Below are 15537 nucleotides of genomic sequence, written 5' to 3' on the forward strand. Positions count from 1 at the left end.
GCGATGTGAATGCGGCGAGAAAACTGCCGCGACAAGGAAAAGGACAACATGGAACAAAAACACGATCGCAGCCTCGGAGGCAAGCTGGCCCTGTGGGTATTTTACGCCTTTTGCGGCTATTTCATCTGGGCGATGGCGCGCTACTTCTGGATCGTCAGTAAAGTCAGTTCGGTATCAGGGCCGCTGATTGAGGACGATCTCGGCTCAACGTCCGGCAAATGGCTGAGTGCCCTGTGCGGTTTTCTGCTGTTAGGCGCGGTGGGGGCAATCCTCGGGGCCATTGCCTGGTATACCCGGCCACGTGATGTGTCAGAGGACTAAATAATTGCTATTGTACGGCTTTTCACTTCAGGGAAAGCGTTATGGAACTCGTGCAATGGCAGCAACGTTTTGAAGACTGGCTGAAGGCGCATCATGCCACCGATGATACTGCCCATGATATCTCCCATTTTCGTCGGGTCTGGAACACCTCACAGCGGCTGATGAAGGATCAGCCGGTTGAGGCGCTGGTTATCCTGACGGCCTGTTATTTTCACGATATCGTCAGCCTGCCGAAAAACCATCCGCAGCGGGGCCGCTCGTCGCTGCTGGCCGCCGAGAGAACGATGGCCATCCTGCGCGACGACTTTGCCGATTTTCCTGCCCATCACTATGCCGCAATCCAGCATGCCATTGCGGCGCACAGCTTCAGCGCGGGGATAACCCCCCTTACCGCCGAAGCGAAAATTGTGCAGGATGCCGACCGACTGGAGGCCCTGGGTGCCATTGGCCTGGCGCGCGTCTTTGCCGTCTCCGGCGCGCTGGGGGTGCCGCTGTTCGACCCGGAGGATCCCTTTGCCGATGAGCGTGAGCTGAACGACCGGGCCTTTGCGCTGGACCATTTCCAGACCAAACTGCTCCGTCTGCCCGAAACGATGCAGACCACCGCCGGGCGGCAGCTTGCACGACAGAGTGCCGATGTGCTGATTCAGTTTATGGCCCGGCTCAGCGCTGAGCTACGCGGCGATTACGACGGCATCGACGCCGCGGTACTGCAGCGTTTCCGCGACAGTCTGTAGTGCCTTTCTGTGTTACTCTCTTTTCAGTCCTTTTTGGCCCGGTTAAATCTATGCAGGAAAATGTATCAGTGATGGAGTCCGCGCGCGTGCTGGCAGAAAAATCAACGGCGTCAGTCCAGGCGTTATTGTGCCAGCTGCTGGAAATTTACGATGCCAGGACGCTGGCTCATCTTCTGAATGCCCATGGTGACAGCCACTGGAGCCCGGCTATCCTCAAGCGACTGGTGACCAGCGAGCGGGCAGGCCGTCGCCTCAGCGACGGTGAATATGAGGTGCTGCAAAACCTGCTCCCGCGCCCCCCGGCCTGTCATCCACACTATGCGTTCCGCTTTGTCGATCTGTTCGCCGGAATTGGCGGCATTCGCCACGGCTTTGAGGCGATTGGCGGCCAGTGCGTGTTTACCAGCGAATGGAACAAGCACGCAGTGCGCACCTACAAGGCTAACTGGTATTGCGACCCGGACGCGCACCAGTTCAACGATGACATCCGCGAAGTGACGCTCAGCCACCAGAGCGGCGTCACGGATGCTGAAGCAGCGCAGCACATCCGCAACGCCATTCCGGCGCATGACGTGCTGCTCGCGGGCTTCCCCTGCCAGCCGTTTTCCCTGGCCGGGGTATCAAAGAAAAACGCCCTGGGCCGCGCGCACGGTTTCGCCTGCGACACTCAGGGGACGCTGTTTTTCGACGTGGCGCGCATTATCGACGCCCGCCGCCCGGCGATCTTCGTGCTGGAAAACGTGAAAAACCTGAAGAGCCACGACGGGGGCAAAACCTTCCGCATCATCATGCAGACCCTTGATGACCTGGGCTATGACGTGGCAGATGCCGCCGAGAGCGGGCCTGACGATCCGAAGATCGTCGACGGCAAACACTTCCTGCCTCAGCACCGCGAGCGCATTGTGCTGGTGGGCTTTCGTCGCGATCTCAACCTGAAGGGCAACTTCACCCTGCGCGATCTGCCGGGGCTGTGGCCGACACGCAGACCGACGATTGCCGATCTGCTCGAGCCCGTGGTGGACGCAAAATTCATTCTCACCCCGGTGCTGTGGAAGTACCTCTATCGCTATGCGAAGAAGCATCAGGCGAAGGGCAACGGATTTGGCTTCGGGATGGTCGATCCCACCAACCCGCACAGCTTCGCCCGCACCCTGTCGGCGCGCTACTACAAAGACGGGGCCGAGATCCTGATCGACCGCGGCTGGGATAAAGCCCTCGGCGAGCGGGATTTTGACGATCCGCAAAACCAGCGCCACCGTCCTCGCCGCCTGACCCCGCGCGAGTGCGCCCGCCTGATGGGCTTTGAAACCCCGCAGGGGTACCAGTTCCGTATTCCGGTGTCGGATACCCAGGCCTACCGCCAGTTTGGTAACTCGGTGGTGGTCCCGGCGTTTGCCGCCGTCGCCCGCCTGCTGGAGTCGCGTATTCTGCAGGCGGTACAGCAACGCAAGGCTGAGACTGCTGATGGCGGACGTTCATAACAAGGCCACCCGCAGCAAAAACATGCGCGCCATCGGCACGCGGGATACGGCCATTGAAAAACGGCTGGCTGGCCTGCTGACGCAGGTCGGTTTTGAGTTCCGCGTGCAGGATGCCAGCCTCGCCGGACGGCCCGATTTTGTGGTTGATAGCCACCAGTGCGTGATCTTCACCCACGGCTGTTTCTGGCATCGCCACGACTGCTATCTGTTTAAGGTTCCCGCAACCCGCACCGACTTCTGGCTGGACAAAATTGGTAAAAATGTGGCCCGTAACCACCGCGATATTGCCCTGTTGCAGCAGCAGGGCTGGCGGGTGCTGGTGGTGTGGGAGTGCGCGCTGCGCGGCAGGTTAAAGCTGGATGATACGGCGCTCACCGAGCGGCTGGAGGAGTGGATCTGCGCTGGCGGAGAGAGCGCGCAGATCGACACTCAGGGCATTCGCCCGCTCAGGGTTTCTCCGCCTGACACGGCGTAACCACCGGTTTGACCGGTAACAGATACTTACCTAACGTCACCAGCACCACCGCCATAATAATGATCCCCAGCGCCATCCACTCTATCGCGGAAAGCGATTCCCCGCCGAGGCCGGTACCCAGCAGTACGGCGACCACCGGATTGACGTAGGCATAGCTGGTGGCCACCGCCGGTGAAACGTTGCGGATCAGGAACATATAGGCATTAATCGCAATCACCGAGCCAAATATCGCCAGATAGCCCACCGCCAGGAAACCGGACAGGTCGGGCAGGGCGGTCAGCTTCTCGCCGGAGAGCAGCGATGCCACCAGCAGTACGATCCCGGCGGTGACCATCTCAATGGCCCCGGCCATCATCCCTGTGGGTAATTCGATGCGCGAGCCGTATACCGAGCCAAACGCCCAGCTCAGGGAACCGATCAGGATCAGCACGGCTCCCCAAGGGTTGCCGCTCAGGTTACCGCCGCTGTTGAGCAGAATGATGCCCGCCATTCCGATGGCGATCCCCAGCCACTCCAGCTTGCGCGTTTTGATGCCAAACAGGCGGCTGAAGCAGAGGGTGAACAGCGGCACGGTGGCGACCACCACCGCCGCGATCCCGGAGGGCACGTTCTGATGCTCCGCCAGGGTGACAAAGCCATTCCCGACCGCCAGCAGCAGGACGCCAATCAGCGCGGCGTTGAGCAGCGGGCGCAGCGGCGGCAGCTTGTGGCCGCGCAGGAACAGAAACGCCAGCAGCAGCACCCCCGCTGAGAGGAAACGTACCCCCGCCATCAGCAGCGGCGGCCAGCTCTCCACGCCGATCCGGATCACGAAGTAGGTGGAACCCCAGATGATATAGAGCGCAAACAGTGCGCCCGCTAATGGTAAGACTTGCCTGAAACGCATACTCCCTCACGGCGTAATAGAAAGGACCCGTATAGTTAACGTGAAAACGATTACGCTGGCGAGCCCTTTAATTGTTCAACAGTTGTGAATTATTTGTTGACTTAAACGGGATAGTTTCGGGGTTTCGGGTTTTACTCCATACTGTTCAGGTTATTAACAAAAAAGAAGGAACGTAATTTTGGCGGGAAGTAGCTTATTAACACTGCTGGATGATATTGCCACGCTGCTGGACGATATTTCGCTGATGGGAAAACTGGCGGCCAAGAAGACCGCGGGCGTGCTGGGTGACGATCTCTCCCTCAACGCCCAGCAGGTCTCGGGGGTGCGCGCTAACCGGGAGCTGCCGGTGGTCTGGGCCGTGGCGAAGGGGTCTTTACTCAACAAAGTGATCCTCGTGCCGCTGGCGTTGCTGATCAGCGCCTTTATTCCGTGGGCCATTACGCCGCTGCTGATGGTTGGCGGGGCGTTTCTCTGCTTTGAAGGGGCAGAGAAAATATTGCACTCGCTCGAATCGCGTAAAAATAAAGAGAAGGAGAGTCCGGCGGCACGGCAACAGCGTCTGGAGGCGCTGGCAGCGCAGGATCCTGTCACCTTTGAGCGGGATAAAATTAAAGGCGCGATCCGCACCGACTTTATCCTGTCGGCTGAAATTGTGGCCATCACCCTCGGAATCGTGGCCGATGCCCCGCTGCTGAACCAGGTGCTGGTGCTCTCCGGGATCGCCTTTGTGGTCACCCTGGGGGTTTACGGCCTGGTGGGGATCATCGTTAAACTCGATGACATGGGCTACTGGCTGAGTGACAGAACCAGCGCCCTGGCGAAGGCGACCGGTAAAGCCCTGCTGGTGGTTGCCCCCTGGCTGATGAAGTCTCTGTCGGTGATCGGCACCCTGGCGATGTTCCTGGTCGGCGGCGGGATTGTGGTGCACGGTATTGCCCCGCTGCATCATGCCATCGAACACTTCGCCCAGGCGCAAGGTGCTGTTATTGCAACCGTTTTACCTACCCTGTTGAATCTGGTGCTCGGTTTGATCATTGGCCTGATTGTGGTCGCCGTCGTAAAACTCGTGGAAAAAATGCGAGGCCGATCACATTAATAGCTTCCAGCTATACCAGGCATAACTGTTATTCCTCGACTAAATTGATACAGTTTCACACTGATAAAGGAGGCGGTTATGGTCTTTCTGGTCAGCGATGAAGTTAAGCCAAAAAACGGCGGTCCACGTATGGTCGTTACCGGCTATGCAAGCGGAATGGTGGAGTGTCGCTGGTACGACGGTTACGGCATCAAGCAGGAAGCGTTTCGTGAAGATGAGCTTCAGCATGGTGATGGCACCCGGCGACAGGACAAGGCTTAAGTCACGCTACGCCCGGCTATGCCGGGCGTTTTTGTGCACTATAATCGCTTTCAGGCAGTAACATTGCCGTTCCCGCGCATGCGGATGGCGCAGGTGGCTTTCAGGGAGTGTGTGTGCAGCCCGACGATATTGTAAGAAAAGAGGTTTTTTCGGCACGTCATCATTTTCATCCGGGCCGGGTTGTTAATATTTGCTTTATTACCGTCCTCATCTTCTCCACGCTGTTGACCTGGCGCGAAGCGGTGGTGCTGGAAGATGCCTACGCCGCCACTCAGCATACCCATCTCGAAAACGTGGTTAACTCGCTGGATCGCCAGCTGCAGTTCAGCGTCGAAAAACTGCTTTTCTTTCGCAACGGCATGCAGGATGCGCTTGAAACCCCGCTGGCCTCAACGGTGCTGCGCGATACCGTCTCGCGCATCAGCGACCTGCGGGGAAAAACCTTCTGGGATCTGACCTTTGACGCACGGCGCACCTTAACCCTGTATGGCGTCTCCGATGCTTTTGTCGCGCAAACCAACAGCCTGGTCCGCGATGACGACCGGCTGGAGCGGGAGATGAGCGCTGCCTTCGAAATGGGCTATTTGCTGCGGATCAATGCCCCTGCGGCACATGCCCGGCGCGTCGTCTACGTCTCCCGGGCGGGGTTTTACGTTTCGACCGAGCCCCACGAAGGGGAGCGGGACATTACCTCCCGCTACTATCATCTGGTGACCAGCCCATGGTTTACCCGCCAGTCGGAGCGTGACAATCGGGCCCGCAGCGTGCGCTGGTTTACCCACGCGGTGTTATCCGATTTTCAGCGCGAGCAAATCGTGACCGTCAGCGTGCCGGTTGATTATCAGCACTACTGGTACGGTGTGCTGGCCATTGATTTCACCCTCCAGGGGATCAAGGACCTGCTTCAGGAGGCCGTAGACGGTAATGGCGAAGGGGAGTTCCAGCTCTACGACAATGCGTTTAATCTCCTCGCCACTTCCGAAAGCGTTTCCGGAAAGAGTAACCGTTTCGACGCGCGCGAGCGGGCGCAAATTGCCGGTGCCATGGAGAAGGATACCGAAGGCGAACTCCGGCTGGGGAGCCGTTACGTTAACTGGCAGCATCTGAACCACTTCGACGGCGTCCTGCTGCGTATCCACACCTTCAGAGAGGGAGCGCACGGCGACTTTGGCAGCATTACGATTGCCCTGACGCTGCTGTGGCTGCTGTTTACCGGGATGCTGGTTGTCTCCTGGTTCGTGATCCGCCGGATGGTCAGCAACATGTATCGCCTGCAACACTCGCTCCAGTGGCAGGCCTGGCACGATCCCCTGACGCGAATCAATAACCGTGGCGCGCTGTTTGAGCGGGCGAAAGCGCTGGCGAAGCGATGCGAGCAGCAGCAGCAGCCTTACTCGGTGATGCAGCTTGACCTCGACCATTTTAAAAACATTAACGACAGATATGGGCATCAGGCGGGTGACAAGGTGCTCACCCATGCGGCCCGGTTAATCACCAGCACCATACGCGAGGCCGATGTCGCCGGGCGCGTGGGGGGAGAGGAGTTTTGCGTGGTGTTACCGGGGGCCGGTCCTGAAGAGGCGATGCAGATTGCCGAGCGGATCCGCGCGCGCATCAACGATCGTGAAATGCTGGTGAAAAAGAGCCAGACGGTGCGTATCAGCGTGTCGATCGGCGTCAGCAGCGCGCTGGAGTGCGATAATTACGACTTTGAGCAGCTGCAGTCCATGGCTGACGCCCGGCTCTACCAGGCGAAACAGCGAGGACGCAACCAGGTGGTCGGTCAGGACGAGAAGTAGTGATCCAGCCCCTCACGCCAGCCCGCCGGGCCGGGCTGGTGGGTATGGTACACCCGCGCCGGGTCGTCGTTTTTCAGCTGGACGCCCTGGCGGTTAATGCCTTTGACCACCACCGCCAGATCCACGCTGTCCAGCAGCGGTGCGTCGTTTGGCCCGTCGCCCAGCCCCAGGGTGGTGGGCAGCATGCCATCGCGCTGCAGGTACTGCTCGTTGAGCCAGTTGATGGCCTGATCTTTCCCGCCCCGGGCATCAAGGATATGCCAGAAGCGTGCGCCCTGAACGAACTTCAGTCCCAGCGCGTCCAGCGCCGCCGCAAAAGCCGCCATTTTCTCGTCGCTGTCGCGCCAGATCAACGTCGCCGAGGCCTCATGCAGCCGCGCCAGCATCGCTCTGTCGCGGTTTAGCCCGGTCCATTCGCTAATCACCCGGTCGTCGACATCATCAAAGGTAGTGAACTTGTAACCCGCGTCGGCGCGCAGCTGATTGATCACCTGGACGATATCGGCATGAGGGACCCCGTTGATCAGCCGCGGGGCATCGGGATGATCGTTCCAGCGCACGTCCAGCTGGATCACCGCGCCGTTTTCGGCAATAAAGGGCAGGCCATCCAGGCCGAGATCGCTCTGGATCTCCAGCATCTCTGCCGCGGTTTTGCTGCTACAGAGAATGACCGGGATCTGATGATCCTGTAAGGTCTCCAGCCAGCCGCTGGCGGGCTGCCAGTCGTAGGTGTGAATGTCCAGCAGGGTGCCATCCAGATCGCTATAGATGAGCAGCGGGTCTTCAAGTGAAGGCATAGCATCTCCCGTAACGAAACAAGGTTGCCGTTAAGATTTTTCTTAAAAAATTATCGCAATAACGCCAGGCCGTCTGGAACCGATCCCGTTCAGGCCGCGTCCCTGGCGTGTTGGCAATCATAACTAAAACTTTAATTTCGTGTAGCAACTATAAATGTGCAAAATATATTCTTGTCTTACAAAAATTTTGCAGATAATGTCTACCCGACATCAGATTTCCTGGTGTAACGAATTTACAAGTGCTTCTTGCATAAGCAAGTTTGATCCCGGTCACCCCATGACCGGGATTTTTTTCGTCTCAACGGTTCACTTCCGTCACGCTGAAATCATGAATATCGAGCTCAAAGGCCTCAGCCAGCTCGCGCCAGGTGTGGTAGTCCCGATCGTTTACCCTCACCCGGGTGGGGTCATCTTCAATCCGCTTAACTTCGCTCTCGCTGATTTCATTGATCGCGGCGAGCAGGGCATCGACGTCAACATTCACTTCCCGTTTTGCCGTTTCGCTGTACTCTTTTGCGGTCTTCATCACTCACTCCTCATGCAGGGTGTCCATCTGTAAGTATAGACCGTTGATAAAAGCGTCAATCGCGCGGCAACACGCTGCCAGTTTTCACGTTTTGTTCTACACTGGCTCAAAACCAGAGGAGGATTCTATGAATGTTAACGATCGGGTGACAGTCAAAACGGACGGCGGGCCGCGCCGCCCGGGTGTGGTACTGGCGGTTGAGCAGTTCAATGAAGGGACGATGTATCTGGTCTCGCTGGAAGACTACCCGCTCGGGATCTGGTTCTTTAACGAGCTTGGGCACCCTGACGGCATTTTTGTCGAAAGCCAGGAGTAACCTCTGTGTCGGGGTAGCCCGGGCTGGCCCGACCCGCACTGCGCAAAGGGGAAAAATCTCTGGCATAGCCAGAGATCGGGAAACAAGAGAAAAGGGGAGGGGTTAACGCAGGTTAACGTAAATACCGTTGGTCACATTGTCTGTCAGACGAACGACATGATAGATCACTTGCTTATTATGCGTTTTTATCTTCCTTTTAATATTTCCCTTATGTGACGATACGGTCTTGGCTTTGATATTCATCTGATCCGATATCTGAATGGTTCCCTGTCCGGCCATCCACATTCGCAGCATACTGGATTCAGTCCGGCTTAATGATAAAGTCGGAAAATTAAATTCCGCTACATTCTTTATCTCTTTGCTTAAATAATCCCCCACCAGGTCATCCAGTGATTCAGGCTTAATAGATTTCGAACTAATCAGAAGATTCTGACGGACCCGTAAATATTCGTCGAAATGAAGATTAGCAATTGCCATAAATACAATAAACAACGTGCCGGGATGTTGATTAATGATGTGCTTTATTTGCTGACTGTTGGCGGGATCATGAATGAAACAGTCCTCATTAATAAACACCACACCTGGCGACAGGGCTTCACAGGCGGCGGCAAGTTCGTCAACGTTATGTACGTCGTTGATGTCCTTTTTCTTAACCCCTCTGCTGGCCAGATACCCGGTTAACCCTAGCCGGGTGTAACTGCATAAATCCATAATGATCGTTGACATGGCATACCCTCACTCAATGCATAACGATAATTTACCACCTGCCTGAGAGCTCTATAACAGCCATACGGGATGGAATAAATAATTACCTGTGAGCATTACAAGGACTTTCAGGCGAACTCACTATCCCGTAAAGTTACGTATAATTTGCCAGGAAACATCTTAAAGTAAAGTAAATGTTGAATATTGTGAGGTGGGTAAAAACAATCAGGCCGCGCCAGATATATCCTGGTAGATGTTTCGCGTTTCTTATTTTAGGAATATCCTCAGAGAGACAATATAAAACCCAGGGGTAATTACTTCGCGGAGAGTTCGCTCAGGATATTGCTCAGCAGATTAAATACCTCACTGAATAAACGCTCGCAGAACGGCGCAATAAGCGGCATTAACAGGGAAATAAGCAAAATGCCGACGGTCAGAGTGATCGGGAAACCAATTACAAATACCGACAGCTGCGGTGCCATACGGTTCAGCAGACCCAGCGCCAGGTTGACGGTCAGCAGCAGGGTGATGAGCGGCAGCGCCAGCATCAGGCCGTTGAGGAAGATCAGCCCGGCCGCGCGGGTCAGGGCCATAAAGGCGTTGCTGTTCACCGCATCGCCGCCAATGGGCAGAGAGTGGAAGGTATCCACCAGCATCGAAATCAGCCACAGATGGCCGTCAAAGGCCAGAAACAGCAGCAGCGCCAGCAGGTCGATAATACGGGCGATGATCGGCATGTTGAGCCGGCTGCCCGGGTCAAAGAAGGTGGCGAACGACAGGCCCATCTGTAGACCAATCAGCTCCCCGGCCATGCGCACGGCGGCAAAGGCGAACTGCATGGTAAAGCCGATCGCCACGCCAATCAGGATCTGCTGTAGCCCGACCCACAGCGCCGGGGCTGAGAAAATCGGCACGTTCACCGGCGGCAGCGTCGGAGCCACGATAATGGTGATCAGAATGGCAAGGCCGATTTTCACCCGCTTGGGGATCGCCCGTTCACTGAGGATCGGCGCGGTGGAGATCAGGGCCAGAATGCGCAGCAGGGGCCAGAAGTAGAGGCCGAGCCACTCAAGCCATTGATCGCTGGTGATCTGCAGCATGGCTAGCCGATGATGTACGGCAGGTTGGTAAACAGATTACGCATGTAATCCAGCAGCAGGTTCAGCATCCACGGCCCGGCAATAACGATCGCCACGAACACGGCGATAATTTTCGGGATAAATGACAGGGTCATTTCGTTAATCTGGGTGGCCGCCTGCAAAATACTGATGATAAGACCGGTGACCAGCGCCACCAGCAGCAGGGGAGCGGCCACGGAGATCGCCACTTTCATCGCCTCCGTGCCCATCATCATGACCGATTCTGGCGTCATTGCGCGCTCCTCAACTGTAGAAACTTTGCGCCAGCGAGCCGACCAGCAGCTGCCAGCCGTCCACCAGCACAAACAGCATCAGCTTGAAGGGCAGGGCGATGGTTGCCGGAGGCACCATCATCATCCCCAGCGCCATCAGCACGCTGGCGATCACCAGGTCGATAATCAAAAACGGAATGAAAATGGTAAAACCGATCTGGAAGGCGGTTTTCAGCTCGCTGGTGACGTAGGCCGGCAGCAGAATGCGCATCGGCACCGCTTCCGGGCCCTGAATCGGACCGGCGTTAGCCAGACGGGCAAACAGCGCCAGGTCGGCTTCACGGGTCTGACGCAGCATAAATTCGCGCAGCGGCTGCGCCCCTTTCTCCAGCGCCACCTGCATCGAGATTTTGTCTTCGCTGAACGGCTGATAAGCATCGACATAAATCTTGTCGATCACCGGCGACATAATGAAGAAGGTCAAAAACAGGGACAGACCGAGCAGCACCTGGTTTGGCGGTGCCGACGGGGTGCCGAGGGCGTTACGCAGCAGACCAAACACGATGATGATACGGGTGAAGCTGGTCATCATCAGCAGGATCGCCGGGATAAAGGTCAGCGAGGTGATAAACACCAGCGTCTGAACCGGCAGGGTCCAGCTCTGGCCGCCACCGGCCATCGGCGTCGAGATCAGGCCTGGCAGTTGGGCGTACACGGCGGGAGCGAACAGGCCAACGCCTGCAAGCGCAAGGGATAAAACACGGCGCATCACGATCTCCCGGAACGCTTAAGCAAACTCTTCATCACGGACTGAAAATCCGGTGGAACCTCTGTACCGCTCTCCTGAGAGACCGGCGCAGGCGGCAATGTATGCAGCAGTGAAATGTTCGAGGCGGTCACCCCCAGCACCAGCCGGGCGTCTTCCACTTCCACGATCACCACGCGTTCGCGTGGCCCCAGCGAGGTGCTGGCCGCAAGCTTTAGCCCGCGCGCCCCGGCGGTTTTGCCCGCCAGGCCAACGCGTTTTGCCAGCCAGGCGACAATCAAAATAAAGGCAATGATCCCCAACAGCGCACCGCTGACCTGAAGCAGCGGCGAGCCTGGAACGGCCGAGGGTTGTGAGACGATTGCCTGGGTTTTCATGCTTAGCGGCTCAGACGACGCATACGTTCGGACGGGGTAATGATGTCGGTGATACGCACGCCGTATTTATCGGCGACCACCACCACTTCACCCTGGGCAATCAGGTAGCCGTTGATCAGAATATCCAGCGGCTCACCCGCCAGACCATCCAGTGCTACCACGGAACCCTGGGTCAGGCGCAGCAGCTCTTTGATGGTCATCCGGGTACGGCCCAGCTCCACGGTCAGCTTGACCGGGATATCCATAATCAGATCGATATCCTGCAGCGTGCCGCTGACGTCACCGCCGCCCAGCTGCTGGAACACCGCATCGGCGACGCTTTTGCTGGCCGGTGCCTGTTGTTCGTTTAACGCCTCAGCCCACAGATCGTCCAGTGCTCCGTTGTTGTCATCGGACGGATTGTTCATATCACTCATTTGGGCTGTTCCTCATTCAGAGAATTCAAAATCGGGTTAATCAGGTGCTCAACGCGTAAGGCGTATTGATTGTTCACGGTGCCATACTGGCTGGTCAGCACGGGCACGCCATCCACATGGGCAATGATGCGATCGGGTTTTTCGATCGGCAGCACGTCACCGGGTTTTAATTTTAAGATCTGCGACAACCGCAGCGGGACGTCGGCAAAGTTCGCCACCAGCTCCAGCTGGGAGTGCTGCACCTGGCGGACCAGGTTCTCGCGCCAGTTCTGGTCTTCATGGCGGGAGTTTTCCAGCGGCGGGTTCACCAGCACTTCGCGCAGCGGCTCAATCATGCTGAACGGCAGGCAGATATTGAACTCACCGGTCAGGTTGCCGATCTCCACGTGGAACGGGGTGTTAACCACGATGTCGTTTGGCGAGGTGGTGATGTTGGTGAACTTCACCTGCATCTCGGAACGGACATACTCCACGTCCAGCGGGTGAATCGCTTTCCACGCGTCGCTGTAGCCCTCAAGGGCCAGCTTCAGCATGCGGTTGATTACGCGCTGTTCGGTATGGGTAAACTCGCGGCCTTCTACTTTGGTCGGGAAACGGCCATCGCCGCCGAAGAGGTTATCCACGGCGATAAACACCAGGCTTGGCGAGAAGACGAACAGGCCGGTGCCGCGCAGCGGTTTCAGATGGATCAGGTTGAGGTTCGTCGGCACCGGCAGGTTACGGGCGAACTCATGATACGGCTGAATGCGGATCGCACCGACGGTGATATCCGGGCTACGACGCAGCAGGTTAAACAGCCCCATACGGAACTGACGGGCAAAACGTTCGTTGATGATCTCCAGCGCCTGCAGACGCTCGCGCACCACGCGACGCTGGGTATTGGGATCGTAGGGGCGAATGTTGCTGTCGCCCGCCGCACCCGGTTTTGGTTCGTCGGATTTATCGCTGTCGCCGTTGAGCAGCGCATCGATTTCCGCCTGAGAAAGAATACTGTCGCCCATGTCGTTACCGCAGAATGAAAGCTGTATACAGAACGTCAGTGACTTCCTGCTTAGGTTGACCGCTAATCAGAGGTGCGGCCAGCGTTTGCTTAATGTCAGCCACCAGTTTTTGTTTACCTTCATCGGTAGACAACTGCGCGGCATCCTGGCGAGAAAACAGCAGCAGCAGACGGCTGCGCACTTCCGGCAGATATTCACTCAGACGGGTACGGGTGGCGTCGTCTTTCAGACGCAGCGTAATGCCCACGTAAAACACGTGCTCGGCATCACCCAGGTTAACGGTAAAGGTATCCAGCGCGAAAAAGACCGGGGCCGCCGGCGGTGGTGGCTCCGCTTTGGCTGCGGCTGACGGTGCTTTATTCATGCGCCAGTAGCTGTAACCTGCGGTAGCGCAGGCGGCGAGCGTAATTAACACCAGAAGCGGGATCCAGATGGAACGCTTACTTTTCTTGGTGATGGCGGAGTCAGTCATCTGATTCGTGCTTCCTGTTTCGGAACTGCTGATGGAGATGATTATCCCGTGTCCGCTCGCCGTCAAAGGGTCGAAAAGACGGGGATAATCACGCTACCTCTGGCGTTTAGGTTTAGGCGAAGATATCGACAGCGTTGTTTCCACGTGCCGCGGACTGCAGGGAGGCAGGCACCGCCAGCAGCTCGTCGCTCTCTTCATCAAATCCAGCGGCATTGCCGGAGCGGGAGGCCTGCTGCTGATGCTGAGAAGACGCCTGCTGCTGACCGTTGAAGTTTTCACTGCTGATGCTGCTTTGCGTCAGCTCAATGCCGTTTTCCGCCAGTTGGGTACGCAGCACCGGCAGGGCCGCTTCCAGCGCCGCACGCACGTGGCTATGGCCGGAGATCATCTGCAGCTGCGCCTGGTTATCATCCAGTTTCAGGGAGATCTGGACCTGGCCCAGATCTTCCGGGTGCAGACGCAGCTCGGCGCTCTGCTGGCCCTGACGGGTGAACAGGGTGATGTGCTGGCTGATGGTCTGCTGCCATTCGTTGCTGCCCAGCTGGGCGCTGACCACCGGCGCGGCGGCCAGGGTCGGCTGCACCGAGGTGTGGTTGCTGACAATCGGTCCCAGGGCGACGGTCGGCCCGGTCGGTGACGACGTGCTCTCTGCTGCTTGACGGGTGGCCGTCGCGGCAGCGGCTGGCGTCAGCTGGGTGCTGGAGGCCAGCCCGGCATCTTTATCTTCCACCACGGCTTTGGCAGTGCGCAGGGCATCAGTGTCCAGCGCAGGCTGACGGCCAGGGTCGCGGGCCAGGGAGGCCTTAACGTCAATGCCGCCGGTGCTCACCGGCTGAGGCGCGGCGGCAGTGGCGGTCTGCTGGTGGGGCAGCATCGCCATCAGGGCGCTGAGTCCTGCCAGCTCTTCCTCGGTGAGATCGGTTTTGCTGTCGGCCTCTTTGGCCGCCTGGGTCAGGCTCTTCAGCACGTCGCCTTTGACAGCAGGCAGCAGCCCGGAGGTCAGGCCTGGCTGGGTGAGCGTTTCATCGGTGGCGGGGAGATCCTGACGCGCCAGCAGTTCGGCCAGTTTTCCGGCGTCGGTGTCGGCATCTAAATCGGTCGCGTCGGCTTTCAGCGCCACGCTGGCCCGCTTGCCGCCCGCGGTCTGCAGATCGTTCAGCGTCAGCCCGGCCTCTTTGCCCTGGCCTTTGGCATCGCCTAGCGCCCCTGCCAGCAGGGCAAGAAAGTCCTGCGCGCCGTCGGCCGCTTTTCCGCCCCGCGCGCCACCCGTAAGCTCGGTGTCGGTCGAAAGCAGTTGTTGAAGGGTGATCATTCCGGTGTCCTCATTGTTGCGCGCTGGGCAAATTCATCCATTTTTTTCTGATCGAGACGGCTTTCCGCCAGATTCGCTGCGGCAAGCTGGCGATCCTGCAAGGTTTGCCAGGCCTGTAAACGCTGTTTCTTCTCGCGCCAGAAGTTCAGGGCCCGATCCACTTTCTCGGTCCACTGAAGCACCTGCTGGCGATGCTGTTCTATAGCTTTCTCCAGCGTCTGGATGAACTGTTGATAGTTGATCCAGCGCTGGCTGCCGATGCCCTGCGCCATATCCGTGTTGAGGTTGGTACGATACTCATGCTGGTAGTCGATCAACATCTTCAGCTGCTCTTCCGCCTGCTGATATCCGCGGCGCATCGCGCCAAGCTGCTGCGCGGCATTATCAACGTCTTTCTCGGCCAGATCTTTCAGCGTGGTTAATGCGCCGTGTTGTGCCATGA

At 57.7% G+C, this 15537-nt stretch carries 21 protein-coding genes; 8 read left to right on the forward strand and 13 right to left on the reverse strand.

Annotated elements, in window-relative coordinates:
• The first annotated feature begins 48 nt into the window (after window positions 1–48).
• From drpB to WFO70_RS02425, 4 genes are read left to right on the forward strand one after another with little or no spacing between them, the layout of a single operon-like run.
• A complete protein-coding gene (drpB, locus tag WFO70_RS02410; protein WP_337014514.1) occupies window positions 49–321 on the forward strand; it encodes a cell division protein DrpB in 273 nt (90 codons plus the stop codon).
• Between the two features lie 41 nt (window positions 322–362).
• The gene (locus tag WFO70_RS02415; protein WP_337014515.1) at window positions 363–1058 is read left to right on the forward strand and encodes a phosphohydrolase; all 696 of its coding nucleotides are present in this window, start codon (window positions 363–365) and stop codon (window positions 1056–1058) included.
• 50 nt (window positions 1059–1108) lie between these two features.
• Complete coding sequence (locus WFO70_RS02420) at window positions 1109–2539, forward strand: DNA cytosine methyltransferase (protein ID WP_442913344.1); 1431 nt, start codon at window positions 1109–1111, stop codon at window positions 2537–2539.
• Window positions 2523–3014, forward strand: coding sequence for a very short patch repair endonuclease (locus WFO70_RS02425; protein ID WP_337014516.1), 492 nt, complete (start codon window positions 2523–2525; stop codon window positions 3012–3014). The genes WFO70_RS02420 and WFO70_RS02425 overlap by 17 nt, the downstream gene beginning before the upstream one ends.
• Here WFO70_RS02425 and yedA read toward each other — a convergent pair.
• The gene (gene yedA, locus WFO70_RS02430; RefSeq protein ID WP_337014517.1) at window positions 2986–3900 is read right to left on the reverse strand and encodes a drug/metabolite exporter YedA; all 915 of its coding nucleotides are present in this window, start codon (window positions 3898–3900) and stop codon (window positions 2986–2988) included. The genes WFO70_RS02425 and yedA overlap by 29 nt on opposite strands.
• Window positions 3901–4078: 178 nt before the next feature.
• Between yedA and WFO70_RS02435 the strand changes: the two genes are divergently transcribed.
• The 3 genes from WFO70_RS02435 to dgcQ all read left to right on the forward strand — a co-directional run bounded on the left by WFO70_RS02435 (window position 4079) and on the right by dgcQ (window position 7056).
• Window positions 4079–4996: a DUF808 domain-containing protein gene (locus WFO70_RS02435; RefSeq protein WP_337014518.1), complete on the forward strand. Its 918-nt coding sequence runs from the start codon at window positions 4079–4081 to the stop codon at window positions 4994–4996.
• Window positions 4997–5074: 78 nt separating this feature from the next.
• Complete coding sequence (locus WFO70_RS02440; RefSeq protein WP_159339547.1) at window positions 5075–5257, forward strand: YodC family protein; 183 nt, start codon at window positions 5075–5077, stop codon at window positions 5255–5257.
• Between the two features lie 113 nt (window positions 5258–5370).
• Window positions 5371–7056, forward strand: coding sequence for a cellulose biosynthesis regulator diguanylate cyclase DgcQ (gene dgcQ, locus WFO70_RS02445; RefSeq protein WP_337014519.1), 1686 nt, complete (start codon window positions 5371–5373; stop codon window positions 7054–7056).
• On the opposite strand, the gene WFO70_RS02450 is transcribed toward dgcQ, so the two are convergent.
• Both WFO70_RS02450 and yodD read right to left on the reverse strand, forming a co-directional pair.
• Complete coding sequence (locus WFO70_RS02450; RefSeq protein ID WP_337014520.1) at window positions 7041–7853, reverse strand: mannosyl-3-phosphoglycerate phosphatase-related protein; 813 nt, start codon at window positions 7851–7853, stop codon at window positions 7041–7043. The genes dgcQ and WFO70_RS02450 overlap by 16 nt on opposite strands.
• Before the next feature lie 298 nt (window positions 7854–8151).
• Window positions 8152–8379, reverse strand: a complete 228-nt coding sequence (gene yodD / locus WFO70_RS02455; RefSeq protein WP_039032546.1) for a YodD family peroxide/acid resistance protein — start codon at window positions 8377–8379, stop codon at window positions 8152–8154.
• A 127-nt stretch (window positions 8380–8506) separates the two neighbouring features.
• Between yodD and dsrB the strand changes: the two genes are divergently transcribed.
• Complete coding sequence (dsrB, locus tag WFO70_RS02460) at window positions 8507–8695, forward strand: protein DsrB (protein ID WP_039032547.1); 189 nt, start codon at window positions 8507–8509, stop codon at window positions 8693–8695.
• A 102-nt stretch (window positions 8696–8797) separates the two neighbouring features.
• On the opposite strand, the gene rcsA is transcribed toward dsrB, so the two are convergent.
• The 10 genes from rcsA to fliJ all read right to left on the reverse strand — a co-directional run bounded on the left by rcsA (window position 8798) and on the right by fliJ (window position 15535).
• Window positions 8798–9421 carry a transcriptional regulator RcsA gene (gene rcsA / locus WFO70_RS02465; RefSeq protein WP_337014521.1) on the reverse strand — a complete coding sequence of 208 codons (624 nt, stop codon included), beginning with the start codon at window positions 9419–9421 and terminating at the stop codon, window positions 8798–8800.
• 293 nt (window positions 9422–9714) lie between these two features.
• Entirely contained in the window at window positions 9715–10500 is a 786-nt protein-coding gene (gene fliR / locus WFO70_RS02470; protein WP_191152482.1) for a flagellar biosynthetic protein FliR, read from the reverse strand.
• 2 nt (window positions 10501–10502) lie between these two features.
• Window positions 10503–10772: a flagellar biosynthesis protein FliQ gene (fliQ, locus tag WFO70_RS02475; RefSeq protein WP_337014522.1), complete on the reverse strand. Its 270-nt coding sequence runs from the start codon at window positions 10770–10772 to the stop codon at window positions 10503–10505.
• A 10-nt stretch (window positions 10773–10782) separates the two neighbouring features.
• Window positions 10783–11520 carry a flagellar type III secretion system pore protein FliP gene (gene fliP / locus WFO70_RS02480; protein WP_337014523.1) on the reverse strand — a complete coding sequence of 246 codons (738 nt, stop codon included), beginning with the start codon at window positions 11518–11520 and terminating at the stop codon, window positions 10783–10785.
• Window positions 11520–11894, reverse strand: a complete 375-nt coding sequence (fliO, locus tag WFO70_RS02485) for a flagellar biosynthetic protein FliO (RefSeq protein ID WP_337014524.1) — start codon at window positions 11892–11894, stop codon at window positions 11520–11522. Before fliO ends, fliP begins: the two co-directional genes overlap by 1 nt.
• Before the next feature lie 2 nt (window positions 11895–11896).
• Window positions 11897–12310: a flagellar motor switch protein FliN gene (fliN, locus tag WFO70_RS02490; RefSeq protein ID WP_106993425.1), complete on the reverse strand. Its 414-nt coding sequence runs from the start codon at window positions 12308–12310 to the stop codon at window positions 11897–11899.
• Window positions 12307–13311, reverse strand: a complete 1005-nt coding sequence (gene fliM, locus WFO70_RS02495; RefSeq protein ID WP_337014525.1) for a flagellar motor switch protein FliM — start codon at window positions 13309–13311, stop codon at window positions 12307–12309. Before fliM ends, fliN begins: the two co-directional genes overlap by 4 nt.
• Window positions 13312–13315: 4 nt before the next feature.
• Window positions 13316–13783 (reverse strand): flagellar basal body-associated protein FliL, encoded by a 468-nt coding sequence (gene fliL / locus WFO70_RS02500; protein WP_337014526.1) that lies wholly within the window; start codon window positions 13781–13783, stop codon window positions 13316–13318.
• Window positions 13784–13895: 112 nt separating this feature from the next.
• Entirely contained in the window at window positions 13896–15095 is a 1200-nt protein-coding gene (gene fliK, locus WFO70_RS02505) for a flagellar hook length control protein FliK (protein WP_337014527.1), read from the reverse strand.
• Window positions 15092–15535 (reverse strand): flagellar export protein FliJ, encoded by a 444-nt coding sequence (fliJ, locus tag WFO70_RS02510; RefSeq protein WP_333849025.1) that lies wholly within the window; start codon window positions 15533–15535, stop codon window positions 15092–15094. Before fliJ ends, fliK begins: the two co-directional genes overlap by 4 nt.
• Between the last annotated feature and the right edge of the window lie 2 nt (window positions 15536–15537).

Origin of the sequence: Leclercia sp. AS011, assembly GCF_037152535.1 — a bacterium.
In the GTDB taxonomy this organism is placed as follows: domain Bacteria; phylum Pseudomonadota; class Gammaproteobacteria; order Enterobacterales; family Enterobacteriaceae; genus Enterobacter.